Raw genomic sequence first — 23,538 nt, 5'->3', positions numbered from 1 at the left:
CGATCCGGTGACGACGTACCTCCTCGCTGGCGGTGGCACCGCCGGGCATGTGAACCCGTTGCTGGCCGTCGCCGATGGACTGCGCGACCGCGATCCGGATGCCGACGTGCTCGTCCTCGGCACGCGCGAGGGCCTCGAGGCGCGACTGGTGCCCGCCCGCGGGTACGAGTTGCTGTTCGTCGACAAGGTGCCGTTCCCGCGCCGTCCGAACGGCGACGCCGCGCGCTTTCCGCTGCGCTTTGCCCGCGCGATCTCTCAGGTGCGCGCACACATCCGCGAACACGGCGTCGACGTCGTCGTCGGATTCGGCGGCTACGCCTCCGCGCCCGCGTATGTCGCGGCCCGGCGCGAAAAGGTGCCGTTCGTCGTGCACGAGGCCAACGCGAAGCCCGGCCTCGCGAACATCCTCGGGGCGCGCTGGGCCGCGGCATCCGGTGTCGCATTCGAGGGCACGCCGCTCAAGGGTGCGGCCGTCGTGGGGATGCCGCTTCGCCGCGAAGTCGTCGACCTCGACGCTGCGGCGCTGCGGGCCGAGGCGGCGGCCGCGTTCGGTCTCGACCCCGCGCGCCCCGTCCTCCTGGTGTTCGGCGGGTCGCTCGGCGCGCGACGCCTCAACGAAGCGCTCGCGGGCTCGTGGCGCGACGTCGTGGCGGCGGGGTGGCAGGTCCTGCATGCCGTCGGCGGCAACAACGACCTGCCGGCGTCCGCCGACGGCTACGTCGCCGTGCCGTACCTCGACCGCATGGAGTTGGCCTTCGCCCTGGCCGATGTCATCGTCTCGCGCTCGGGTGCCGCGACCGTGAGTGAGATCAGCGCCCTCGGCATTCCGGCCGTGTACGTGCCGTATGCGGTCGGCAACGGCGAGCAGGCGTTGAACGCCCGCTCGGCGGTTGCGGCGGGCGCGGCCCGGATCATCCCCGACGCGGAGTTCACCACCGAACGGGTGCGATCGGAGGTCGTGCCGCTGCTGGCCGATGCCGCAGCGCTCGGCAGGATGCGCGAGGCGGCGGCATCCGTCGGCACGCGCACCGGCACCGAGAACGTCATCGCGCTCATCGACACCGCGCTCGCGCGCGACTGACACGTCCCGCGCGCGGGTCGCTCAGCCCATGTGCGTGCGCGCGACCTAGACTTGTCGGGCCATGATCAGACCCGACCTCAGCACTCCCGTTCCCGAGCACATCGGCGCCGCCCACTTCATCGGGATCGGCGGTTCGGGCATGTCCGGTCTCGCCGGCATGTTCCTCGATCGCGGCATCCGCGTGTCGGGTTCGGACCGCGCCGACAGTGCCGCGATGCGCCGGGTCGAGGAGCGGGGCGCGACGGTGCACGTCGGGCATGACGCCGCGAATCTGCCCGCAGAGGTGGATGCCGTGGTCTTCACGGGCGCGATCTGGCCCGAGAACCCGGAGTATCTGCTGGCGATCGAGCGCGGCATCCCGGTCATCCATCGGTCGCAGGCATTGTCCTGGCTGATCGGCGGACGCCGTCTCGTCTCGGTCGCCGGTGCCCACGGCAAGACGACGTCGACGGGAATGATCGTCACGGCGCTGCGCGCGCTCGGCACCGAGCCCACGTTCGTCAATGGCGGCGTGATCGCCGACCTCGGTGTCTCGAGCGGCACCGGATCGAACGAGGTCTTCGTCATCGAGGCCGACGAGTCCGACGGCACCTTCTTGCTGTACGACACGTCGATCGCCCTGATCACGAATGTCGACCCCGATCACCTCGACCACTGGAAGTCGCGCGAGGCGTTCTACGACGGCTTCCGCACCTTCGCAGGGGGCGCTCGTGAAGCCGTCGTGATCTCGTCCGACGACCCCGGCGCGCGCGTCGTCGCCGAGGGGCTCGCCCACGAGCACGTGCTCAGCTTCGGCGAAGCAGCCGACGCCGACCTCCGCGTCACCGACATCGTCACCGAGGGGCCGGTGTCGTTCTCGCTCACGCACCGCGGCGAGACCGTTGCGGGACGCCTTGCCGTCCCCGGCGCGCACAACGCGATCAACGCGGCGGGAGCGGTCGGCGTGCTGCTCACGCTCGGGTACGACCTCGAGGGCGCTGTCCGCGCCGTCGAGGGCTTCGGCGGCACAGTCCGCCGGTTCGAGCTGCACGGCGTCGAGCGCGGTGTGAGCGTGTTCGACGACTACGCGCACCACCCGACCGAGGTCGCAGCGGCCCTCGCTGCGGCGCGCACCGTCGTGGGCGACGGGCGCATCATCGCGCTGCACCAGCCCCACACCTACTCGCGCACGCAGGAGATGTTCCGCGAGTTCGCCGAGGTCCTCGAGTCGCACGCCGACCACACCGTCGTGCTCGATGTGTACGGGGCACGTGAAGACCCGATTCCGGGTGTGACGGGCGAGCTCGTGAGCGGCGCGTTCGCGGACCCCGATCACGTGCACTTCGTCGCGGATTGGCAGGCTGCAGCCGACTACACCGCCTCGGTCGCCCGTGACGGCGACTACATCATCACCCTCGGCTGCGGCAACGTCTACCAGATCATCCCGCAGGTGCTGCAGGCGCTCGCAGGCGAGCAGGACTGAGTCCCGTGCGCCGGCCGAGCCCGCTGCCGCCTCCGGCCGAGTCTTCGGGTCGGGGCGGCGAAGACACCGAGGTCGACGACGTCGCCTCGCGCGTCGCGCCCCCGTGGCTGAAGTACCAGGCGCCGGCGCCAGATGAGCGGCCGGCCGACGAGGCCGCGCATGACGACGACCTGGCCGATGTGCTCCCGCTCGAATCGTCGCCGCGCGCGTCGACTGCGGAGCCGTCGACGTCGCCTGATGGGGCCGCGGGCGAGCTGCCAGGGGACGGCTTCGGCATCCGCGAGGTCTGGGCTGCCGCTCGGGCCCGCCGCCGTGCACTGCGGGCCGAGGTTCGTCGTTTCACGGCGCGCCAGCGACGACGCCGCAATCTGTGGATCGGCGCGGGCGTTGCGATCGTCGCGCTCGTGCTCGGCACGATCGGCGCTGCCTACAGTCCGCTGTTCGCCGTCGAGCGGGTGCGTGTGGTCGGGGCCGACGGCCTGGATGCCGCTGCCGTCGAGCAGGCGCTCGCAGGGCAGTTGGGCACGCCGCTGCCGCTGGTCGACTCGGGCGCCGTCAAAGATGTGCTGGTCGGGTTTCCACTCGTCGAGTCGTACACGCTCGAAGCGCGACCGCCGCACGAACTCGTGGTGCGCATCGTGGAGCGGACGCCGATCGGCGTGATCGAATCGTCGTCGGGCTCTACGCTCGTCGACGCTGCGGGCGTCGCGCTCTCGACGGCCGCGGAGGCGCCGGAAGGATACCCGACGCTCGACATCACCGGCGGCGTCGGCTCGAATGCCTTCCGCGCAGTCGGGCGCGTGTTCCGGTCGCTGCCGGTCGACATCCGCGAACAGGTCACCGCGATCACCGCGACGACACCCAACGACGTGACCCTGACCCTGGGTGAGACCGATACCGACATCGTGTGGGGCAATGCCGACGATTCGGCGGACAAGGCCCTGGCGCTCGAGAAGATCATGCAGGCGATCCCGCCTGCCGAGGTCTCCGTCTACGACGTCTCGTCGCCGAACGCCGTCGTCGTCTCCTGACGCCGGTCCGCGCGACGATTCCGGCGACACGATTCGCGACACGCCCACGGCATGGCGGGCATGGCGGATGCTGCCGCTTACCTTCGGGAGTGGGAATTGCATACCGGGCAATTCTTTAAACCTCTACTTGAGGTTCAAGGTTTAAACATCGTGGTTCGGGACGATACGGAGGCCGGCATGAGCCAGAACCAGAACTACCTCGCAGTGATCAAGGTGGTCGGCGTGGGCGGAGGCGGCGTCAACGCCGTCAACCGCATGATCGAACTGGGGCTGCGGGGTGTCGAGTTCATCGCGGTGAACACCGACGCCCAGGCGCTCCTGATGAGCGACGCGGACGTCAAGCTCGACGTGGGCCGTGAGCTCACGCGCGGGCTCGGCGCAGGCGCCGACCCGGAGGTCGGCCGTCGTGCCGCCGAAGACCACGCCGAAGAGATCGAGGAGGCGCTCGCGGGCGCCGACATGGTCTTCGTCACGGCCGGTGAGGGCGGCGGCACGGGCACCGGCGGTGCCCCCGTGGTCGCGCGGATCGCGAAGTCGATCGGTGCCCTGACCATCGGTGTCGTCACGAAGCCCTTCTCGTTCGAGGGGCGTCGCCGCCAGAGCCAGGCGGAGGCCGGCGTCGCCAAGCTCAAGGAAGAGGTCGACACCCTCATCGTGGTGCCCAACGACCGCCTCCTCGAGATCAGCGACCGCGGCATCTCGATGGTCGAGGCCTTCGCCACGGCAGACCAGGTGCTGCTGGCAGGTGTCCAGGGCATCACCGACCTCATCACGACGCCGGGTCTCATCAACCTCGACTTCGCCGACGTCAAGTCGGTCATGCAGGGTGCGGGCTCCGCGCTTATGGGCATCGGTTCCGCTCGCGGTGCCGACCGCGCGATCAAGGCCGCCGAGCTGGCGGTCGAATCGCCCCTGCTCGAAGCCTCGATCGAAGGCGCGCACGGCGTGCTGCTGTCGATCCAGGGTGGATCGAACCTCGGCATCTTCGAGATCAACGACGCCGCGCAGCTGGTGAAGGAGGCGGCGCACCCCGAGGCGAACATCATCTTCGGTACCGTCATCGACGACACGCTCGGCGACGAGGTGCGCGTGACGGTCATCGCCGCCGGGTTCGACGGCGGCGAGCCGCAGGTCAAGGTCGAGCCCATGCTCGCGAGCCGTCCTGCCACGCCCGTGCTGCCCTCGCTGCCCGCCGACGAGGCTGCTCGCGAGCGTGAGCCCGTCGAGGTCAAGGAGTCGGTGTCGGTCACCGCGGCGACCGAGTCCTACGACTCGGCGTTCGGCGACGACGACCTCGACATCCCCGACTTCCTCAAGTAGTCCGGTCAGGAGCGCTCAGTTGGGCCTCGCCGAGCGTCTCTCCGACGTCGACGCCCGCATCGCCGACGCGGTGCGGGCGTCGCGTCGCGCGCCCGAAGAGGTCACCCGGATCGTGGTGACGAAGTTCCATCCCGCGAGCATCGTCACCGACCTGCACGCACTCGGTGTGCGCGACGTCGGTGAGAACCGGCAGCAGGAGCTGCGGGCCAAGCGCGAGTCGCTGGCACCCTTGGAGGGGCTCCGCTGGCACTACATCGGGCAGGCGCAGACGAACAAGGCCCGCCACATCAGGCAGGATGCCGATGCTGTCCATTCGGTGGACCGCGTCCGCATCGCCGACGCCCTCGAGCGTGCCGGTGACGGTGCGCCCGTGCTCGACGTCCTGCTGCAGGTCAATCTCACGGACGACGAGCAGCGTGGCGGCGTCAGTCCCGCCGATGTCGAGCAACTCGCGACGCACGTCGCGGGGGAGTGCCCGACGTTGCGTCTGCGCGGTGTGATGGCCGTCGCGCCGCTCGACGAATCGCCGGCCTCGGCCTTCGCGCGTCTGGCGGATTGCGCCGCCACGGTGCGGGGGATCGTCCCCGGCGCCACCTGGATCTCCGCCGGAATGACCGGCGACTTCGCCGAGGCGATCGCGGCAGGTGCGACACACCTGCGGATCGGCTCGGCAATCACGGGTCCGCGCCCGATGCGCGGTTAACCTCGAAACGACACGAGCAAACGGAGGATGCGATGTCGAACCCGCTCAAGAAGACCATGGTCTACCTCGGCCTCGCTGATGAGGAAGAGGCGTACGAGACGCCCGCCGAGCAGACGCCCGCGCGCCGCGAGCGCCCCGTAGAGAAGGCCGCACCCGTGACCCCCATCCATCGTCCCGCCGTCGTCCGCCAGCCCAGCGCCGGCACCGTCAGCGAGATCGTCACGGTGCACCCGAAGCAGTACCGCGACGCGCAGATCATCGCCGAGAACTTCCGCGACGGCATCCCCGTGATCATCAACCTCTCGCAGATGAGCGACGCCGACGCGCGCCGCCTCATCGATTTCGCGAGCGGTCTGTCCCTCGGCCTGTACGGCCGCATCGAGCGGGTCACCAGCAAGGTCTTCCTGCTGTCGCCCGAGAACGTCGCCGTCTCCGGCGATGGAGCCGTCGCGCAGGCTGACCCCGAGGCGACGCCGTTCCCGCAGTAACCCGTGGCCATCCTGCAGACCGTCGCGGCGATCGCGAACGCCCTGCTGCTGATCTATGTGCTGCTGCTGCTCGCCCGGTTGATCCTGGAGTACATCCCCATGTTCAACCGCGAGTGGCGGCCGCGCGGGTTCGGCCTGGTCGCAGCCGAGATCGTGTACACGGTGACGGATCCTCCGATCAAATTCTTCCGTCGCCTCATCCCTCCGTTGCGCATCGGGCCGGTCGCCCTCGACCTGGGGTTTCCCCTCACGATGCTGCTGTGCTTCGTGCTGCTGTCGGTCGCGCGCACGATCATGCTGCTGTGACGCTCGCCTCGCGACCCTGACATCCGCCGACTATGCTGAGTGCCTACGGCCCGGCAACAGCGGGTCGCCACAATGGCCCGCGTCGTAAGCCCCGAAAGAGGACAACACCATGGCTTTGACCCCCGAAGACGTCGTCACCAAGCAGTTCCAGCACGTTCGCTTCAAGGAGGGGTTCGACCCGGACGAGGTCGACGACTTCCTGGACGAGATCGTCGTCGAGTGGCGCAAGACCATCGCTGAGAACGAGGAGCTGAAGGCGAAGCTCGCAGCCTACGAGTCGGGCGAGACCCCGGTCGCGGCCGCCGAACCCGTCGAGACGCCCGCGACCGAGACCGTCGAGGCCGTCGAGGTCGTCGAAGAGGTTCCGGCGCCCGTCGCCGCCGTCGAGGCTCCGGCCGTCGAGGCTCCCACCGCCGACGCACCGCCCGCTGCCGCATCGGCCGGAATCATCGAGCTGGCCCAGCGCCTCCACGACGAGCACGTCGCAGAGGGCAAGGCGATCAAGGACAAGCTCATCTCCGAGGCGGAGTCGAAGGCGGCGGCGATCGTTGCCGAGGCCGAAGGCCGCGCCCGCGACGAGCTTTCGCGGCTGGAGAGCGACCGTTCCACCCTCGAGACCCGCATCAGCGAGCTGCGCACCTTCGAGCGTGACTACCGCGCGCAGCTGCGCACGTTCATCGAGGACAAGCTGAAGGACCTCGACGTCGCGGGCACCTCGTCGGGCGCGACGCCGGTCTCGGCTTCCTGACACCGGGACGTTGACGCGCCCCCTGCGTTCTGCGGCGGCCGGCGCCATCATCGCGATCCTCGCGGTGCTGGTGCTGGCCGCCGATCAGTTCACGAAGTTCCTCGCCCTCGAACACCTGCCGCTGCGACAGTCGGTTCCCGTCATCGACGGCGTGCTCGAGTGGTATCTGACGTTCAACCCCGGCGCCGCCTTCTCCTTCGGTGAGGGTGTCACCTGGGTCTTCACGATCGTCCTGGCAGCCGCTGCGACCACGATCGTGGTGATCGCCTTCCGCGGCGTGCGGTCGCGGCTGTGGGCGGTCGCGCTCGGGCTGCTGCTGGGCGGCATCCTCGGCAACCTCACCGACCGACTGCTCCGCGACCCGGGTGCGTTGCAGGGGCACGTGGTCGACTTCATCAACACGCCCTGGATGTGGCTGTGGTTCAACCCGGCGATCTACAACATCGCCGACATCTTCATCGTGTCGATGATGATCTCGGTCGCGCTGCTCGTGCTGGTGGGGCTGCGACTGGACGGCACGCGCGAGCGACGCGATGACGGGCGGAGCGGCTCGGATGCCGAGGCCACCGCAACCGCCGAGCCCGAGGACCGCTGACGTGGACTCGCGAAGCCTTCCCGTCCCCGACGGCCTCGACGGCATCCGCGTCGACGCTGCGCTCGCCAAGATGCTGGGGTTCTCGCGAACCTTCGCGGCCGACGTCGCCGAGGCAGGCGGCGTGCGGGTCGACGGTCGAGTGCTCGCCAAGTCCGACAAACTGCGCGGTGGCGCGTGGCTCGAGGTCGAGTGGGAGGCCAAGCGGGAGCCTGAAGTGATTCCCGTCGCGGTGCCCGACCTCGGCATCGTGCACGAAGACGACGACATCGTCGTCGTTGACAAGCCGTCGGGGGTCGCCGCGCATCCGTCGCTCGGTTGGGAGGGCCCGACCGTTCTCGGTGCGCTCGCTGCGGCGGGATTCCGCATTGCGACGACCGGCGCCCCGGAGCGGCAGGGGGTCGTGCACCGGCTCGATGTCGGCACGAGCGGACTCATGGTCGTCGCGAAGAGCGAGCGCGCCTACACGGCGCTCAAGCGCGCGTTCAAGGAGCGTGAGGTCGACAAGATCTACCACGCGGTCGTGCAGGGGCATCCGGATCCGCTCGCCGGCACGATCGATGCGCCGATCGGGCGGCATCCCTCCCACTCGTGGAAGTTCGCCGTCACACCCGACGGCAAGGACTCCGTGACCCACTACGAGACGCTCGAAGCGTTCCCGGGCGCGTCGCTGCTGGAGATCCATCTCGAGACCGGACGCACCCACCAGATCCGGGTGCACATGGCGGCGCATCGGCATCCCTGCGTCGGTGATCCGCTGTACGGCGCCGATCCGACGCTCTCGGCACGTCTCGGCCTCATCCGGCAGTGGCTGCACGCGCATGAGCTCTCCTTCGCGCACCCCGTCACGACCGACTGGGTCACGTTCCGCTCCGAGTACCCGACCGATCTCGCGCACGCGCTCGAGGTGCTGCGCGCTTCGTAGGACACCGGTCGCCGAGCGAGCGAGCGCGACGAAACGCTCCGGGTGTCGCAGGCCCGTGGCACACTCGCGACATGGCCATCGACGTCCGTCCCGCGACATCCTTCGATGACATCGCCACGATGGTCGGCCCGAAGCAGCCCACCTCGAACGTCTGCTGGTGTCTGAGCTACCGCATCCCCGGCAAGGAGAACCTCGCGCTGCAGCGTGAGGCGCGAGGGGAGAAGGTGCGTGAGCTGCTCGAGACGGCAGGGCCGCCGGGCGTGCTCGCGTACGACGGCGACGAGGTGGTCGGCTGGGCAGCCGTGCACCCGCGCGAGGACACGACCTTCGCGACGAACCGCAAGATCCCGCACATCGGTGACGATGACACCGGCGTCTGGAGCGTGTGGTGCATCCGGGTGCGACCGGGGCACCGCGGCGAGGGCATCTCGCATGCGCTCCTCGAGGGGGCGGTCGCCTTCGCGAAGAAGTCCGGTGCACGCGCGATCGAGGGGTATCCCGTCGACAACGCGGGCGAGAAGGTCGACCTCACGATGGCGTACGTCGGTACCCGCGGACTGTTCGAGAAGGCCGGCTTCAAGCAGGCGGCCGACACCACGTCCGTGCTGAACGGGTTTTCGCGTGTGCTGATGCGATTGGAGCTCGCATGACCGACTTCAGCGCCCTGCTGACGGCGCGATTGCGCGCCGCGAACGGACTGTACCTCGACCTCATCGACGTCCTCACACCCGACCTGCTCACCGCGCGGCTGCCCGGCGTGCGGTCGGCTCCGATCTGGAACCAGTTCTGGTGCGTCGTCGGCGCCCGTGAGAGCTACGTGCGGTGGTCGCGGGCCGGTGCGTGGCAGGGATTTGCGTGCTCGCTGGAGCGCATCGAGGAGCCGGGCGAGATCCGAAGCGCCCTCGCGCGCTCGATGGACGAGGCGACCGCCTGGCTCCGTGGCCTCGCGCCCGACGACGAGGCGGGATGGGGCATCGCCGTCCACCTGCTCGAGCACGAGACGCAGCACCACGGTCAGCTCATCCGGTACCTCTACGGTGTGCCGCTGCCGATGCCGCAGTCCTGGATCGACGCCTACGCGCTCGACACGTGAGCGCGCTCAGCGCCCGCCGGCGAAGGTCGCGGGATCGTCCTCGGCGATGGCGAGGGCGATCTTGCGCACCGTCTCCTGCGCGACATCGGTGAGCTCGCCGAGGCCGTACCAGCCGACCTCGGTGAGTTCGCCGTCGACGGGGTGCGGGTCGCCCGAGACCCAGTCGCAGCGGAACACGAGGTCGAGATAGTCGACCTGGTCGCCGTTCGCGTAGGTCACGCGCGGCACTTGCTGCACGAGCGCCAATCGGGTCGCCTTCACGACGACGCCGGCCTCTTCGGCGCACTCCCGCACGGCGGCATCCGCCGGCTCTTCGCCGGGGTCGACGATGCCCGACACCGGCGCCCACGCCCCGTTGTCGGCGCGGCGCCCGAGCAGCAGCTTCTCGTCCTTGAACACGATCGCGGTGACGCCCACGAGGGGGAGCGGTGCGGTGCCGATCTTCTCGCGCAGCGCCAGGACGAACTCGGGTGTGGCCATGCACTCAGCCTAGATCCGCGAACCTTCACGTTCGACTCGAAGGTGAAGTGGATGCCGTCGAAGCCCGCCTCGGACGCCTGTCGATGTCGGAGCCCTTCGTAGACTCGAACCCGTGGCATCCGACTCCTTCGTACACCTGCACGTGCACAGCGAGTACTCGATGCTCGACGGTGCCGCCAAGATCGGCGCGATGACCCAGGCGGCCGCCGAGTACGGCATGCCGGCGATCGCGGTGACCGACCACGGCAACACGTTCGCGGCGTTCGAGTTCTACAACGCCGCCAACAACGCGGGTGTCAAGCCGATCATCGGACTCGAGGCGTACGTCACACCCGGCACGCATCGCAGCGACAAGTCCCGGGTCGCATGGGGCACGCCCGAGCAGAAGAGCGACGACGTGTCGGGGTCGGGCGCCTATACCCACATGACGATGTGGAGCCAGACCACCGAAGGCATGCACAACCTCTTCCGGCTCAGCTCGCTGTCGTCGATGGAGGGCTACTACTTCAAGCCGCGCATGGACCGTGAGCTGCTGCAGACCTACGGCAAGGGGCTCATCGCCACGACCGGGTGTCCGTCGGGCGAGGTGCAGACCAGGCTCCGGCTCGGCCAGTACGATGCGGCGCGCGCAGCGGCTGCGGAGTTCCAGGACATCTTCGGCAAGGAGAACTACTTCGCCGAGATCATGGACCACGGTCTGTCGATCGAGCGCCGGGTGATGACCGACCTGCTGCGGCTGTCGAAAGATCTGCAGATTCCGCTGGTCGCGACCAACGACTCGCACTACACGCACCAGCACGAGGCCGACGCGCACGCCGCGCTGCTGTGCGTGCAGTCCGGGTCGACGCTCGACGACCCGAACCGCTTCAAATTCGACGGCGACGGGTACTACGTCAAGACGGCGCAGGAGATGCGCCAGATCTTCAAGGACCACCCCGAGGCGTGCGACAACACGCTGCTGATCGCCGAACGCTGCCAGGTCGAGTTCAACACGGCCGCCAACTACATGCCGCGCTTCCCGGTGCCCGACGGCGAGACCGAAGACAGCTGGCTCGTGAAGGAGGTCGAGGCAGGACTGCACTACCGGTACCCCGGCGGCATCCCCGACAAGGTGCGCAAGCAGGCGGAGTACGAGACCGGCATCATCCTGCAGATGGGGTTCCCGGGCTACTTCCTCGTCGTCGCCGACTTCATCAACTGGGCCAAGGACAACGGCATCCGCGTAGGCCCCGGCCGTGGTTCGGGTGCCGGTTCCATGGTCGCCTACGCGATGCGGATCACCGACCTCGACCCGCTCGAGCACGGCCTCATCTTCGAGCGCTTCCTCAACCCCGACCGTGTCTCCATGCCCGACTTCGACGTCGACTTCGACGACCGTCGCCGCGGTGAGGTGATCGACTACGTCACCGAGAAGTACGGCTCGGAGCGCGTCGCGCAGATCGTCACGTACGGCACGATCAAGTCGAAGCAGGCGCTGAAAGATGCCGGGCGCGTCCTCGGCTTCCCGTTCAGCATGGGGGAGAAGCTCACCAAGGCGATGCCGCCGGCCGTCATGGGCAAGGACATGCCGCTGTCGGGCATGTACGACAAGGAGCACGCGCGCTTCAAAGAGGCGAGCGAGTTCCGTGCCCTCATCGACACCGACCCCGAGTGCAAGACCGTCTTCGACCGGGCGTTGGGACTGGAGGGCCTCAAGCGCCAGTGGGGTGTGCACGCCGCCGGCGTCATCATGTCGTCCGAGCCCCTGCTCGACATCATCCCGATCATGCGCCGCGAGCAGGACGGCCAGATCGTCACGCAGTTCGACTACCCGTCGTGCGAGGCGCTCGGGCTCATCAAGATGGACTTCCTGGGGCTGCGAAACCTCACGATCATCTCCGACGCGCTCGACAACATCCGCATGAACCGCGGCGAGGAACTCGACCTCGAGCACCTCGAACTCGACGACCGTGCCGCGTACGACCTGCTCGCCCGCGGTGACACGCTCGGCGTGTTCCAGCTCGACGGCGGTCCGATGCGATCGCTGCTGCGCCTCATGAAGCCCGACAACTTCGAAGACGTCTCGGCCGTCATCGCGCTGTACCGCCCCGGCCCGATGGGTGCGAACTCGCACATCAACTACGCGCTGCGCAAGAACGGCCAGCAGGACGTCACGCCGATCCACCCCGAGCTCGAGGAGCCGTTGCGCGAGATCCTCGACATCAGCTACGGCCTGATCATCTATCAAGAGCAGGTCATGGCGATCGCGCAGAAGGTGGCGGGGTTCTCGCTCGGTCAAGCAGACATCCTGCGCCGCGCGATGGGCAAGAAGAAGAAGTCGGAGCTCGACAAGCAGTACGAGGGCTTCGCGGGCGGTATGAAGGAGCGGGGCTACGGCGAGGCCGCGATCAAGGCGCTGTGGGACATCCTGCTGCCGTTCTCCGACTACGCGTTCAACAAAGCGCACTCCGCCGCATACGGCCTCGTGTCGTACTGGACGGCGTATCTGAAGGCGCACTATCCGGCCGAGTACATGGCGGCGCTGCTGACGAGTGTCGGCGACTCGAAAGACAAGATGGCGGTCTATCTCAACGAGTGCCGCCGCATGGGCATCAAGGTGCTGCCGCCGGATGTGAGGGAGTCGATCCGGTACTTCGCCGCCGTCGGCGAAGACATCCGCTTCGGCCTCGGCGCGGTTCGCAACGTCGGCACGAACGTCGTCGACGGGATCGTCGCCGCCCGTGAAGGCACGACCTTCGCGTCGTTCCACGACTTCCTGGGCAAGGTGCCGCTGCACGTCGCCAACAAGCGCACCGTCGAATCGCTCATCAAAGCGGGCGCGTTCGACTCGATGGGCGACACCCGACGGGCGCTGCTCGAAGTGCACGAGTCGGCGACCGAGGCCGCCGTCGACCGCAAGCGCAACGAGGCGCAGGGGGCGATCGGCTTCGACTTCGACAGCCTGTACGACGAGGCCGAAGAGGTCGTGCCCGCCAAGGTGCCGGCGCGCCCGGAGTGGACCAAGAAGGACAAGCTCGCCTTCGAACGCGAGATGCTCGGCCTGTACGTGTCGGACCACCCGCTGGCGGGGCTCGAGATCCCGCTCGCCAAGCACGCGTCGACGTCGATTCACGACCTCCTGGCCTCCGAAGACGTGCAGGACGGCGATCAGGTCACCGTGGCGGGGCTCGTCACGAGCGTGCAGCACCGCGTCGCCAAGCAGAGCGGCAACCCGTACGGCATGATCACCGTCGAGGACTTCGACGGCGAGGTGACGATCATGTTCATGGGCAAGACGTACACCGAGTTCCAGTCGATGCTCGTGGCCGACTCGATCCTCGTGGTACGAGGCCGCGTCTCGCGTCGCGATGACGGGCTCAATCTGCACGGGCAGACGGCCTTCGCGCCGGACCTCGGAGCCGTCGACGCGTCCGGCCCGCTCGTGCTGCTGCTGCCCGAGCATCGCGCGACCGAGTCGACGATCGAACAGCTCGCGGCGGTGCTGAACCGGCACAGCGGCAGCACCGAGGTGACCCTGAAACTGCATCGCGGCGGCACCGCGAAGGTGTTCGAGGTGCCGCGACCGGTCACGGTCACCGCCGACCTGTACGGCGAACTGAAGGGGCTGCTCGGCCCGCAGTGTCTGGGTTGACGCCCGCAACGAGCGACAAAGGTGCGGCGGGTAGGATCGCACATCAGCCACCGCTGGAAGGACCCATCGTGACCGACGACAAGACGACCCCCGACACCCCCGAAGATGCGCACGCACTCGGCGATGAGACGAGGGCGATCGTCACGCCCGAGCAGTCCACGATCGAGGGCCAGCCGGCCGCCGTGACCGCCTCGGAGCCGTCGGCTCCGGACGAGGTGGCCGACGTTGCCGCTGAAGACCCGCGCGCATCGGTCGCGGCGGACGAGCCCGTCGCTGTGGACGAACCGGATGCCGTCGTTGAGGATGCCGCCGCGCAGTACGGCATCGGTCCGTTCAGCGTCCGCGAGGTCGCGATCGGCGCCGTCTGGGTGGTGGCGTTCGTCGTCTCGTTCTTCCCGATCTACGGCCTGTTCGGCGAGGGCGGCACCTCTGTCTGGGCGCGCGGCATCGACTGGATGCTCACCATCGGCGCGCCGACGGTCGCGGTCTTCCTGCTCGCGCTGCGCCGCCTCTCTCCGCAGGGCATCCGACGTGTCGGGTCGCTCGGCATCGACCAGTTCGCATCCGTCGCCTTCAGCATCGCGTCGATCCTGTGGCTCGGGTTGCTCGTCGGCTCGTTCGTGACGGTCGGCGGGCGCTCCGTGATCCTCGCGACCTGGGTCGTGTGGGTCGAGTTCATCCTGATGCTCGCCGGCGTCATGCTGACCGTCTTCGCATCGCTGTTCCCGACCATCCGAGAAGACTTCCAGCACCGCACCGAGACGGTTGCGCACCGAAGCGCTCGCCCCGCGCGCCCGGTCGTCGCGCGCCCGACACCCGAGCCCGCCGCTCCGGCCGCTGCGACCACCATCGCAGAACCCGTCGTCGAACAGGCCGCGCAGGAGCCGGCGAGGGTCGCCGCGAGCCAGGCGTTCTGGGCGCTGGCACCGGAGGAGCGGACCGTCGTCGACGAGCAGGGCGCACCCCTGTTCACCATCGGGCCGCTCGCCTGGGCGCTCGTGATCGAGGAGCGCGGCGACGTATTCGTCGTGCGCCACGAGGACGGCCGGATCGGCTACCTGCACGACACGAGCGACGTCACCCGCGGCTGACGCGGTCGGCGCTGCCGATACCCTGGAAGCATGCTCCGCACGATCGACCTGAGGGGTCGTACCCTCAGCGCATCCGACCTGCTCGACGCCGTCCCGCGCGCCACCGCCGCGCGCGACGAGGCGCTGCACACGGCGGCGCGCATCGTGCATGACGTCGCCGAGCGGGGCGAGGCGTCACTGCGCGAGCAGGCGTCGCAGTTCGACGGCGTCGACGGGCACGACATCCGAGTGCCGCAGCACCACATCGACGAGGCCATTGCTGGCCTCGACGCAGACGTCCGCGCCGCGCTCGACGAAGCGATCCGCCGGGTTCGCATCGCGTCGGCCGCGCAGGTGCCGCCGCCGGTGCGCACCGAACTCGCGCCCGGCGCCGTCGTCGAGCAGGTGTGGCGTCCGGTGCAGCGCGTCGGTGTCTACGTGCCCGGCGGCAAGGCCGCCTATCCGTCGAGCGTCGTCATGAACGTCGTGCCCGCACAGGTCGCGGGCGTCGAGCAGGTTGCGCTGGCCTCACCGCCGCAACGCGATCACGACGGCCGGGTGCACCCGGTCATCCTGGCGGCGGCCGGGCTGCTCGGCGTCACCGAGGTCTACGCGATGGGCGGTGCGGGGGCCATCGGCGCCTACGCCTACGGCGTTCCGGGGCTGGGCCTTGACCGGGTCGACGTGATCTCGGGGCCGGGCAACAACTTCGTCGCCCTCGCCAAGCGCGTGGTCGCCGGTATGGTCGGCACCGATTCCGAGGCCGGCGCCACCGAGATCCTCATCGTCGCCGACGACTCGGCGCAACCGGCGCTCGTCGCCGCCGATCTGATCAGCCAGGCCGAGCACGACGAGCAGGCATCCGCCGTGCTCGTCACACCTTCGGTGGCCCTTGCCGACCGAGTGCTCGCCGAGATCGACGCGCGCGCGGGCGGCACGCTGCACGCCGACCGCATCGCGCAGGCGCTCGCGGGTCCGCAGTCGGCGATCGTCCTCGTCGACGACCTCGCGGCAGCGACGGCTTTCAGCAATGTGTACGCACCCGAGCACCTCGAACTGCACCTCACCGACCCGCGCGTCGACGACTTCGTCAACGCGGGCGCCGTCTTCGTGGGTGACCACGCGCCCGTCAGCCTCGGCGACTACCTCGCCGGCAGCAACCACGTGCTGCCCACCGGGGGACAGGCGCGCTACGCATCGGGGCTGTCGGCATCGACGTTCCTGCGTCCGCAGCAGGTCATCCGCTACGACCGCGCCGCGCTCGAGGCCGTCAAGGACGACATCGTCGCGCTCGCGACCGCGGAGGTGCTGCCCGCCCACGGCGAAGCGGTCACCGCGCGGTTCGAGGCGTAGGCTGGAGCGTCATGCACTGCCCCTTCTGCCGCCATTCCGACTCGCGCGTCATCGATTCGCGCACGAGTGACGACGGACTGAGCATTCGCCGCCGCAGGCAGTGTCCGGAGTGCGGCGGACGCTTCTCGACGATCGAGACGGCCAGCCTCAACGTCATCAAGCGTTCCGGCGTGATCGAGCCGTTCAGTCGCGAGAAGGTCATGTCGGGCGTCCGCAAGGCGTGTCAGGGGCGGCCGGTCACCGAGGGAGACCTCGCCGTGCTCGCCCAGGCGGTCGAAGAGGCCGTGCGGCAGACCGGATCGTCGCAGATCGACACGAACGAGATCGGCCTGGCCATCCTCCGTCCGCTGCGCCAGCTCGACGAGATCGCCTACCTGCGGTTCGCGAGCGTCTACCAGGCGTTCGAGACGCTCGACGATTTCGAGGCGTCGATCGCGCAGCTGCGTGCCGACCAGGAAGCGCGCACCGCGGCATCCGAGTGACCGCCGTGTGACGCTCGCGGCTCGGTACGGGTGTCGGGGCGCTCTACGCTGGAAGCGATGTACGACTTCGTCTTCCGCACCCTCTTCACCCGCATGGACCCCGAGACGGCCCACCACCTCGTGATGCGCGTCATCCGTGTGCTCGGTGTGCGCCCGATCGCGCCGATCGTCCGCGCCGTCACGCGACCGGATCCTCGGCTGCGCACCCGCGCGCTGGGCATCGAGTTCGACTCGCCGTTCGGTGTGGCGGCCGGGTTCGACAAGGATGCCGTCGGCGCCGCCGGACTGCACGCGCTCGGGTTCGGGCACGTCGAGGTCGGCACCGTCACCGCCATCCCGCAGGACGGCAACCCCCGACCGCGGCTGTTCCGCCTCGTCCCCGACCGGGCGATCATCAACCGGATGGGCTTCAACAACAAGGGAGCGTATGCCGCGGCATCCCGCCTCGCGCGGCTTCGCCGCCGTCGGTCGCGCCCCGTGCTGGGTGCGAACATCGGCAAGAGCCGAATCGTGGACGTCGCCGAGGCCACCGCGGACTACGTGACGAGCGCGAAGCTCGTGGCCCCCGTCGCCGACTACCTCGTCGTCAACGTCTCCTCGCCCAACACGCCGGGCCTGCGCGGACTGCAGGCCGTCGAGACGTTGCGCCCCCTGCTCGAGGCTGTGCGTGAGGCCGCGGGCGCCACGCCGCTGCTCGTGAAGATCGCCCCCGACCTGCCCGACGACGAGGTGTCGGCCATTGCGGCGCTCGCGGTCGACGCCGGCCTGGCCGGACTCATCGCCACGAACACGACGATCTCGCGCGAGGGGCTTCGAACCGACGCGGCCGTCGTCGAGGCTGCCGGGGCCGGTGGACTGTCCGGCGCACCGTTGAAGTCGCGGGCGCTCGAGGTGCTCCGCATCGTTCGTGCCTCGGTGCCCGACGGGTTCTGCGTCATCGCGGCGGGCGGTGTGGAGACCGCCGCCGACGTGCGCGAGCGCCTGGAGGCCGGCGCCGACCTCGTGCAGGGCTACTCCGCGTTCATCTATCGCGGTCCGCTCTGGGCGCGCCAGATCAACCGCGGGCTCGCCCGCGGAGCGTGATCCCCGGTCAGATCGGGCGACCGCCGCGGCGGACCTGCGGCTTCGGCAGGCGCATGAAGCGCATCTGGATGCTGCGCATCGCGGCGTACCAGCCGAGACCCTTCTCGACCCGCGTCTCGCCGAACTGCTCGCGGGCGGCCTTCTTGACGCGAACGCTCGTGATGATCATGTCGCCGATGACGAACAGGATGTACACCCACAGGCCGACGAACGCATAGAAGGTGACGGCGGTGTTCGGCACGAGGCTCAGCAGAATGACGACCACCATGAGCGGCATGACGAGCTCGCCCAGGTGCCATCCGCCGTCGACGAAGTCGCGCACGAACCGACGCTGCGGACCCTTGTCGCGCAGGGGCAGATAGCGCTCCTCGCCTGCCGCCATGCCGATGCGGGCCTTCTCGCGCTGCGCCGCGAGTTCGCTGCGCGCGCGCTTGCGCGCTTCCTTCGAGTCGCCCACGAGCGGACGCTTGCGAGCTGCCTCCTGCTCGGCGCGGGTCGGCGTCGGGCGGTTCTTTCCGGGCCCCGACGGCTGCTCGGCAGCAGCGTCGGGTGTGGAGGCGGCGGGGGTCTTGGCCACAGCGAGGTCCTCGGTTCGGGGATGGAGGTGCCACATAAGATTACCCGCATGAGCTCCGACCTGTCCCGCCCTGATGCCGTCCGTGAAGCCGCCCATGCCGCGGTCCCTGCCGCGCTGGCCGACCTCGGCACGTTGGTGCGCATCCCTTCGATCGCGTTCCCTGGCTTCGAACGGGCCGAGGTCGAGCGAAGCGCGGAGGCCGTGAAGGCCCTCGCAGAGGGGCTCGGCATCTTCGACCGCGTCGAGATCCGCACGGCCGCGACGTCGACGGGGGAGCAGGGCATGCCCGCCGTCCTCGCCACCCGCGCGGCCCGGAACGGCAAGCCCACCATCCTCCTGTACGCCCACCACGACGTGCAGCCGGTCGGTGACGAGTCGCTGTGGGAGTCGGCGCCCTTCGAGCCGACCGTGCGCGGCGGGCGCCTCTACGGGCGCGGTGCCGCCGACGACAAGGCCGGCATCATGGCGCATATCGGCTCGCTGCGGGCGGTCGTCGATGCCGTCGGCACCGACTTCGACCTCGGCGTCAACCTCTTCATCGAAGGCGAGGAGGAGGCAGGCTCGGCGTCCTTCGCACGGTTCCTCTCCGACAACGCGGACGCATTGCGTGCCGATGTCATCGTCGTGGCCGACTCGGGCAATTGGGATGCCGTGACCCCTGCGTTGACGGTGTCGCTGCGCGGGAACGCCAGGTTCACCATGAGCGTCACGACCCTCGAGCACGCCTCGCATTCCGGCATGTTCGGCGGTGCCGTCCCCGATGCCATGCTCGCGACCACGAAACTGCTCGCGACGCTGTGGGACGACGACGGTGCACCCGCGGTGAAGGGGCTGACCGAGCGCGATGCGCAGACTCCCGAGTACTCCGAGGAGACGCTTCGCAGCGAAGCGGGTCTGCCCGACGGTGTCAGCCCCGTCGGTCGCGGCACGATCCTCAGCCGCATCTGGAACAAGCCCTCGATCACGGTCACCGGCATCGACGCGCCCAGCGTCAAGAACGCGTCGAACACGCTCAGCCCGTCCGTCTCCGTGGTCATCAGCGCCCGTGTCGCCCCTGGCCAGTCGGCACAGGAGGCCTACGAGGCGATCGAGGCCCACTTGCGCGCGCACACTCCCTTCGGCGCACAGCTCGATTTCCATGACATCGAGACCGGCGACGCGTTCCTCGTCGACACGAGCGGCTGGGCGGTGTCCGAGGCCCGCGGCGCGCTCGCATCCGGGTACGGCGTCGAGCCGGTGGACATCGGTGTCGGCGGATCGATTCCCTTCATCGCCGACCTGGTTCGCGAGTTCCCCGAGGCGCAGATCCTCGTCACCGGCGTCGAGGACCCGCACGCGCGCGCGCACAGCCCGAACGAGTCGCTGCACCTCGACACCTTCCGCAATGCACTCGTGTCGGAGGCGCTGCTGCTGGAGCGACTCGACGCGCGGACGCGCTGAGCGCGGCCTGACCAGGTCGGGGGCGGCGTAGAATCGAGGCATCCTGCCGCCCCGGCTCCTGCAGAGCACCGGCGGCCCGAAACACGGGGAGGGTCCATGACCGATATCGCCAACGCCGAGACCACCGCGCCCGCCCACGGCGTCGCGCTCACCGACGACGCGGCCGCCAAGGTCAAGAGCCTGCTCGCCCAGGAGAACCGCGACGACCTGCGTCTGCGCGTCGCCGTGCAGCCCGGCGGCTGCTCCGGCCTCATCTATCAGCTCTACTTCGACGAGCGCTTCCTCGACGGCGACAAGGCCGTCGACTTCGACGGCGTCGAGGTGATCGTCGACGACATGTCGGTGCCCTATCTGGACGGCGCCACGATCGACTTCAAGGACACCATCTCGGAGCAGGGGTTCACGATCGACAACCCCAACGCGGCGGGCAGCTGCGCCTGCGGCGACAGCTTCCACTGATCGGGCCGGCACCCCTCCGAGAGTCGGGGACATCCTGGAGGGATGGCCTGAATCGGGTGAGAGGTTGCCCTAGACTGGCTTGAGTTCGACCTTCATGACCCCGAAAGGTGCACTGTGCGCGTCAAACGCCGTCTCCGCTGGGCCGTTATCCCGATCGGGATCGCCACCGCCGTCACACTGGCGGCGTGCACCCCGACCGAGCTGAACGGCTACCTCCCCGGCTTCACGGAGGATGGGACGCAGGCCACCGACAAGACCGAAATGGTGTCGGGGCTGTGGGTCAACTCGTGGATCGTGCTGCTCATCGTGGGCCTCATCACATGGGGCCTCATGGGCTTCGCTGCCATCGCCTACCGTCGCCGCAAGGGGCAGACGGGTCTGCCGGTGCAGATGCGCTACAACATGCCGATCGAGATCTTCTACACGATCGTGCCCCTCATCCTCATCGTCGGCTTCTTCGCCTTCACGGCGCGCGACCAGGCGATCCTGGAGACGCAGTACGAAGACCCCGACGTGTGCATCACCGCGATCGGCAAGCAGTGGGCGTGGGACTTCCAGTACACCGACAGTGACTGTGAGCAGGCAGACGACGCCGTCTGGACGATGGGTGTGCAGGCGCAGACCGACGAACGCGGTGACATCACCAGCGAGCTGCCCACGCTCGTGCTGCCGGTCGACAAGGAAGTGAAGATCAAGCTCGTCTCGCGAGACGTGATCCATTCCTTCTGGATCATCGACTTCCTGTACAAGAAGGACATGTACATCGGCAAGGACAACTACTGGTCCTTCACGCCGACCCGCGAGGGCACGTATGCCGGCAAGTGCGCCGAGCTGTGTGGCCAGTACCACTCGATGATGCTGTTCAACGTCGAGGTCGTCTCGGACGCCGAGTACCAGGACTATCTCGAGTCGCTGCGCGCTGCCGGACAGATCGGCGACATCAACGACGCGTATGACCGGCTGCAGAACCTGCCCGGCACCGGAGCGTCCACCGAATCCGAGGGAGATCAATGATGGCCACGACGGTTCCGCTGCAGGAGGACTCGCACGCGCGTCCGACGACCCTGCCGCCGCGTCAGGCCGCTCTGCTCAGCGCATCGCGTGTCGAGCAGAAGGGCAACATCGTCGTCAAGTGGCTGACCTCCACCGACCACAAGACGATCGGGTACATGTACCTCATCGCGTCGGTGCTCTTCTTCCTGCTCGGCGGCGTCATGGCGCTCATCATCCGCGCCGAGCTGTTCGAGCCGGGCATGCAGGTCGTCCCGACCAAGGAGCAGTACAACCAGCTGTTCACGATGCACGGCACGATCATGCTGCTGATGTTCGCGACACCGTTGTTCGCAGGATTCGCGAACGCGATCCTGCCGCTGCAGATCGGTGCGCCTGACGTCGCGTTCCCGCGCCTGAACGCCTTCGCGCTGTGGCTGTTCATCTTCGGCTCGCTCATCGCCGTCGGCGGCTTCCTGACCCCGCAGGGCGCGGCGGCCTTCGGCTGGTTCGCGTATCAGCCGCTCGCCAACGCGAGCTTCTCGCCCGGTGCCGGTGGCAACCTGTGGATGCTGGGCCTCGGTATGAGCGGTTTCGGCACGATCCTCGGTGCCGTGAACTTCATCACGACGATCATCACGATGCGTGCCCCCGGCATGACCATGTGGCGTCTGCCGATCTTCTCCTGGAACACGCTGGTCACCAGCATCCTGATCCTGATGGCCTTCCCGATCCTCGCCGCGGCGATCCTCGCCGCCGCCGCCGACCGTGTCCTGGGCGCGCACATCTACGATCCCGCCAACGGTGGCGTGCTCCTGTGGCAGCACCTGTTCTGGTTCTTCGGTCACCCCGAGGTGTACATCATCGCGCTGCCGTTCTTCGGCATCGTCTCGGAGATCTTCCCCGTCTTCAGCCGCAAACCGATCTTCGGGTACAAGACGCTCGTCTACGCGACGATCGCGATCGCCGCGCTGTCGGTGTCGGTGTGGGCTCACCACATGTACGTCACCGGTGCCGTCTTGCTGCCGTTCTTCTCACTCATGACGATGTTGATCGCCGTGCCGACGGGCGTGAAGATCTTCAACTGGATCGGCACGATGTGGCGGGGCTCTGTGACGTTCGAGACGCCGATGGTGTTCTCGCTCGGATTCCTCGTCTCGTTCGTCTTCGGTGGTCTGACGGGTGTCATCCTGGCGTCGCCGCCGCTGGACTTCGCGGTCTCGGACTCGTACTTCGTCGTCGCGCACTTCCACTACGTCGTGTTCGGTACCGTCGTGTTCGCCATGTTCGCGGGCTTCTACTTCTGGTGGCCCAAGTGGACCGGCAAGATGCTCAACGAGCGCCTCGGCATGGTGCACTTCTGGCTGCTGTTCATCGGCTTCCACATGACCTTCCTCATCCAGCACTGGCTGGGTGTGGACGGCATGGTCCGCCGCTACGCGGACTACTCCGCCGCTGACGGCTGGACGTGGCAGAACCAGGTCTCGACGATCGGCGCGATCATCCTCGGTGCCTCGATGATCCCGTTCTTCCTGAACGTGTGGATCACGGCTCGCAACGCACCGAAGGTGACCGTCAATGACCCGTGGGGGTACGGTGCATCGCTCGAGTGGGCCACGTCGTGCCCGCCGCCGCGCCACAACTTCACGTCCATCCCGCGCATCCGCAGCGAGCGTCCCGCGTTTGACTTGAATCACCCCGAGGCCGGCATCCCGGTCGGGGTCGGACCGGCGAAGGACGCTCCCGACGCCCCGGTCGTCGATCTTGCCGGCGGAGAGGTCAAGTAAGTGAAGACCAACATCAACCTCTGGTGGCTGCTGGCAGGGTTCTTCCTGCTCATGACCCTGGTGTACACGGTCTGGAACGTGATCGAGCACTCCGCGCTCCCGTGGTACAACGCCATCGAATGGGTCGGCTCGACCGCGTTGCTGTTCACCACCGCGATGTCTGTCATGATCGCGTTCTACGTCGACCGCGTGCACAAGGCGCAGGGCGGCGAGCTCCCCGAAGACGTCCTCACCGCCGACATCGACGACGGCGACCCCGAGATGGGCGAGTTCAGCCCCTGGTCGTGGTGGCCCCTCGTGCTCGCGTTCTCGGCGGCACTGGCAATTCTCGGCCTCGCCGTTGGACAGTTCCTGCTGCCGATCGGATTCGCGGTGTTCATCGTCGCGATCGTCGGCTGGGTCTACGAGTACTACCGCGGGTACTTCGCGCGCTGATC

Annotated in this window: 24 protein-coding genes; 22 read left to right on the top strand and 2 right to left on the bottom strand. The window is 68.5% G+C overall.

Annotated features, from left to right (window positions below; translation table 11 throughout):
- Positions 1-7: 7 nt before the first annotated feature.
- The 12 genes from AC3ENX_RS09470 (at position 8) to AC3ENX_RS09415 (ending at position 9,749) form a co-directional block, all read left to right on the top strand.
- Entirely contained in the window at positions 8-1,081 is a 1,074-nt protein-coding gene (locus tag AC3ENX_RS09470) for a UDP-N-acetylglucosamine--N-acetylmuramyl-(pentapeptide) pyrophosphoryl-undecaprenol N-acetylglucosamine transferase (RefSeq protein WP_434811637.1), read from the top strand.
- Between the two features lie 61 nt (positions 1,082-1,142).
- Positions 1,143-2,543 (top strand): UDP-N-acetylmuramate--L-alanine ligase, encoded by a 1,401-nt coding sequence (gene murC / locus AC3ENX_RS09465; protein ID WP_434811636.1) that lies wholly within the window; start codon positions 1,143-1,145, stop codon positions 2,541-2,543.
- Between the two features lie 5 nt (positions 2,544-2,548).
- Positions 2,549-3,574 carry an FtsQ-type POTRA domain-containing protein gene (locus AC3ENX_RS09460; RefSeq protein WP_434811635.1) on the top strand — a complete coding sequence of 342 codons (1,026 nt, stop codon included), beginning with the start codon at positions 2,549-2,551 and terminating at the stop codon, positions 3,572-3,574.
- A gap of 177 nt (positions 3,575-3,751) precedes the next feature.
- Positions 3,752-4,894 (top strand): cell division protein FtsZ, encoded by a 1,143-nt coding sequence (gene ftsZ, locus AC3ENX_RS09455; RefSeq protein ID WP_434811634.1) that lies wholly within the window; start codon positions 3,752-3,754, stop codon positions 4,892-4,894.
- A 19-nt stretch (positions 4,895-4,913) separates the two neighbouring features.
- On the top strand, positions 4,914-5,597 hold the full coding sequence (locus AC3ENX_RS09450; RefSeq protein WP_434811633.1) for a YggS family pyridoxal phosphate-dependent enzyme: 684 nt from the start codon (positions 4,914-4,916) through the stop codon (positions 5,595-5,597).
- A 32-nt stretch (positions 5,598-5,629) separates the two neighbouring features.
- On the top strand, positions 5,630-6,085 hold the full coding sequence (locus AC3ENX_RS09445) for a cell division protein SepF (RefSeq protein WP_434811632.1): 456 nt from the start codon (positions 5,630-5,632) through the stop codon (positions 6,083-6,085).
- 3 nt (positions 6,086-6,088) lie between these two features.
- Positions 6,089-6,391 carry a YggT family protein gene (locus AC3ENX_RS09440; RefSeq protein WP_434811631.1) on the top strand — a complete coding sequence of 101 codons (303 nt, stop codon included), beginning with the start codon at positions 6,089-6,091 and terminating at the stop codon, positions 6,389-6,391.
- A gap of 109 nt (positions 6,392-6,500) precedes the next feature.
- Complete coding sequence (locus AC3ENX_RS09435; protein WP_434811630.1) at positions 6,501-7,139, top strand: DivIVA domain-containing protein; 639 nt, start codon at positions 6,501-6,503, stop codon at positions 7,137-7,139.
- A 10-nt stretch (positions 7,140-7,149) separates the two neighbouring features.
- Positions 7,150-7,734: a signal peptidase II gene (lspA, locus tag AC3ENX_RS09430; protein WP_434811629.1), complete on the top strand. Its 585-nt coding sequence runs from the start codon at positions 7,150-7,152 to the stop codon at positions 7,732-7,734.
- A gap of 1 nt (position 7,735) precedes the next feature.
- Positions 7,736-8,656: an RluA family pseudouridine synthase gene (locus AC3ENX_RS09425; RefSeq protein WP_434811628.1), complete on the top strand. Its 921-nt coding sequence runs from the start codon at positions 7,736-7,738 to the stop codon at positions 8,654-8,656.
- A 71-nt stretch (positions 8,657-8,727) separates the two neighbouring features.
- On the top strand, positions 8,728-9,306 hold the full coding sequence (locus AC3ENX_RS09420; protein ID WP_434811627.1) for a GNAT family N-acetyltransferase: 579 nt from the start codon (positions 8,728-8,730) through the stop codon (positions 9,304-9,306).
- Positions 9,303-9,749: a DinB family protein gene (locus tag AC3ENX_RS09415; RefSeq protein WP_434811626.1), complete on the top strand. Its 447-nt coding sequence runs from the start codon at positions 9,303-9,305 to the stop codon at positions 9,747-9,749. Before AC3ENX_RS09420 ends, AC3ENX_RS09415 begins: the two co-directional genes overlap by 4 nt.
- A 6-nt stretch (positions 9,750-9,755) precedes the next feature.
- Here AC3ENX_RS09415 and AC3ENX_RS09410 read toward each other — a convergent pair whose 3' ends face one another.
- Positions 9,756-10,229, bottom strand: coding sequence for an NUDIX hydrolase (locus AC3ENX_RS09410; protein WP_434811625.1), 474 nt, complete (start codon positions 10,227-10,229; stop codon positions 9,756-9,758).
- A gap of 112 nt (positions 10,230-10,341) precedes the next feature.
- Here AC3ENX_RS09410 and dnaE point away from each other — a divergent pair, with 112 nt between their 5' ends.
- The 5 genes from dnaE to AC3ENX_RS09385 all read left to right on the top strand — a co-directional run bounded on the left by dnaE (position 10,342) and on the right by AC3ENX_RS09385 (position 17,848).
- On the top strand, positions 10,342-13,860 hold the full coding sequence (dnaE, locus tag AC3ENX_RS09405; protein WP_434811624.1) for a DNA polymerase III subunit alpha: 3,519 nt from the start codon (positions 10,342-10,344) through the stop codon (positions 13,858-13,860).
- Positions 13,861-13,928: 68 nt separating this feature from the next.
- Entirely contained in the window at positions 13,929-14,951 is a 1,023-nt protein-coding gene (locus tag AC3ENX_RS09400; RefSeq protein ID WP_434811623.1) for a hypothetical protein, read from the top strand.
- 30 nt (positions 14,952-14,981) lie between these two features.
- Positions 14,982-16,283 carry a histidinol dehydrogenase gene (hisD, locus tag AC3ENX_RS09395; protein ID WP_434811622.1) on the top strand — a complete coding sequence of 434 codons (1,302 nt, stop codon included), beginning with the start codon at positions 14,982-14,984 and terminating at the stop codon, positions 16,281-16,283.
- An 11-nt stretch (positions 16,284-16,294) separates the two neighbouring features.
- A complete protein-coding gene (gene nrdR, locus AC3ENX_RS09390) occupies positions 16,295-16,765 on the top strand; it encodes a transcriptional regulator NrdR (RefSeq protein WP_434811621.1) in 471 nt (156 codons plus the stop codon).
- A gap of 57 nt (positions 16,766-16,822) precedes the next feature.
- Positions 16,823-17,848: a quinone-dependent dihydroorotate dehydrogenase gene (locus AC3ENX_RS09385; protein WP_434811620.1), complete on the top strand. Its 1,026-nt coding sequence runs from the start codon at positions 16,823-16,825 to the stop codon at positions 17,846-17,848.
- Positions 17,849-17,855: 7 nt separating this feature from the next.
- Here the strand turns inward: AC3ENX_RS09385 and AC3ENX_RS09380 are convergent, their stop codons facing one another.
- Positions 17,856-18,425: a DUF3043 domain-containing protein gene (locus AC3ENX_RS09380; RefSeq protein ID WP_434811619.1), complete on the bottom strand. Its 570-nt coding sequence runs from the start codon at positions 18,423-18,425 to the stop codon at positions 17,856-17,858.
- Between the two features lie 48 nt (positions 18,426-18,473).
- Between AC3ENX_RS09380 and AC3ENX_RS09375 the strand changes: the two genes are divergently transcribed.
- The 5 genes from AC3ENX_RS09375 (at position 18,474) to AC3ENX_RS09355 (ending at position 23,536) form a co-directional block, all read left to right on the top strand.
- Positions 18,474-19,865: a dipeptidase gene (locus AC3ENX_RS09375; protein WP_434811618.1), complete on the top strand. Its 1,392-nt coding sequence runs from the start codon at positions 18,474-18,476 to the stop codon at positions 19,863-19,865.
- 96 nt (positions 19,866-19,961) lie between these two features.
- Positions 19,962-20,324 carry an iron-sulfur cluster insertion protein ErpA gene (gene erpA, locus AC3ENX_RS09370; protein ID WP_434811617.1) on the top strand — a complete coding sequence of 121 codons (363 nt, stop codon included), beginning with the start codon at positions 19,962-19,964 and terminating at the stop codon, positions 20,322-20,324.
- 114 nt (positions 20,325-20,438) lie between these two features.
- Complete coding sequence (gene ctaC, locus AC3ENX_RS09365; RefSeq protein WP_434811616.1) at positions 20,439-21,338, top strand: aa3-type cytochrome oxidase subunit II; 900 nt, start codon at positions 20,439-20,441, stop codon at positions 21,336-21,338.
- Positions 21,338-23,101 carry an aa3-type cytochrome oxidase subunit I gene (gene ctaD / locus AC3ENX_RS09360; RefSeq protein WP_434811615.1) on the top strand — a complete coding sequence of 588 codons (1,764 nt, stop codon included), beginning with the start codon at positions 21,338-21,340 and terminating at the stop codon, positions 23,099-23,101. The genes ctaC and ctaD overlap by 1 nt, the downstream gene beginning before the upstream one ends.
- Positions 23,102-23,536 carry a cytochrome c oxidase subunit 4 gene (locus tag AC3ENX_RS09355; RefSeq protein ID WP_434811614.1) on the top strand — a complete coding sequence of 145 codons (435 nt, stop codon included), beginning with the start codon at positions 23,102-23,104 and terminating at the stop codon, positions 23,534-23,536.
- Positions 23,537-23,538: the final 2 nt, after the last annotated feature.

The organism is Microbacterium sp. bgisy189 (assembly GCF_057707225.1).
This window is presented reverse-complemented; position numbering and strand designations above follow the sequence as displayed.

Excerpts from the sequence above, each read along its gene's own strand:
- AC3ENX_RS09445 (WP_434811632.1), top strand. The coding sequence starts at position 5,630 with ATGTCGAACCCGCTCAAGAAGACCATGGTCTACCTCGGCCTCGCTGAT.
- erpA (WP_434811617.1), top strand. The coding sequence starts at position 19,962 with ATGACCGATATCGCCAACGCCGAGACCACCGCGCCCGCCCACGGCGTC.
- AC3ENX_RS09415 (WP_434811626.1), top strand. The coding sequence starts at position 9,303 with ATGACCGACTTCAGCGCCCTGCTGACGGCGCGATTGCGCGCCGCGAAC.
- hisD (WP_434811622.1), top strand. The coding sequence starts at position 14,982 with ATGCTCCGCACGATCGACCTGAGGGGTCGTACCCTCAGCGCATCCGAC.
- ctaD (WP_434811615.1), top strand. The coding sequence starts at position 21,338 with ATGGCCACGACGGTTCCGCTGCAGGAGGACTCGCACGCGCGTCCGACG.
- ftsZ (WP_434811634.1), top strand. The coding sequence starts at position 3,752 with ATGAGCCAGAACCAGAACTACCTCGCAGTGATCAAGGTGGTCGGCGTG.
- AC3ENX_RS09385 (WP_434811620.1), top strand. The coding sequence starts at position 16,823 with ATGTACGACTTCGTCTTCCGCACCCTCTTCACCCGCATGGACCCCGAG.
- nrdR (WP_434811621.1), top strand. The coding sequence starts at position 16,295 with ATGCACTGCCCCTTCTGCCGCCATTCCGACTCGCGCGTCATCGATTCG.
- murC (WP_434811636.1), top strand. The coding sequence starts at position 1,143 with ATGATCAGACCCGACCTCAGCACTCCCGTTCCCGAGCACATCGGCGCC.
- AC3ENX_RS09410 (WP_434811625.1), bottom strand. The coding sequence starts at position 10,229 with ATGGCCACACCCGAGTTCGTCCTGGCGCTGCGCGAGAAGATCGGCACC.
- AC3ENX_RS09375 (WP_434811618.1), top strand. The coding sequence starts at position 18,474 with ATGAGCTCCGACCTGTCCCGCCCTGATGCCGTCCGTGAAGCCGCCCAT.
- AC3ENX_RS09420 (WP_434811627.1), top strand. The coding sequence starts at position 8,728 with ATGGCCATCGACGTCCGTCCCGCGACATCCTTCGATGACATCGCCACG.
- AC3ENX_RS09435 (WP_434811630.1), top strand. The coding sequence starts at position 6,501 with ATGGCTTTGACCCCCGAAGACGTCGTCACCAAGCAGTTCCAGCACGTT.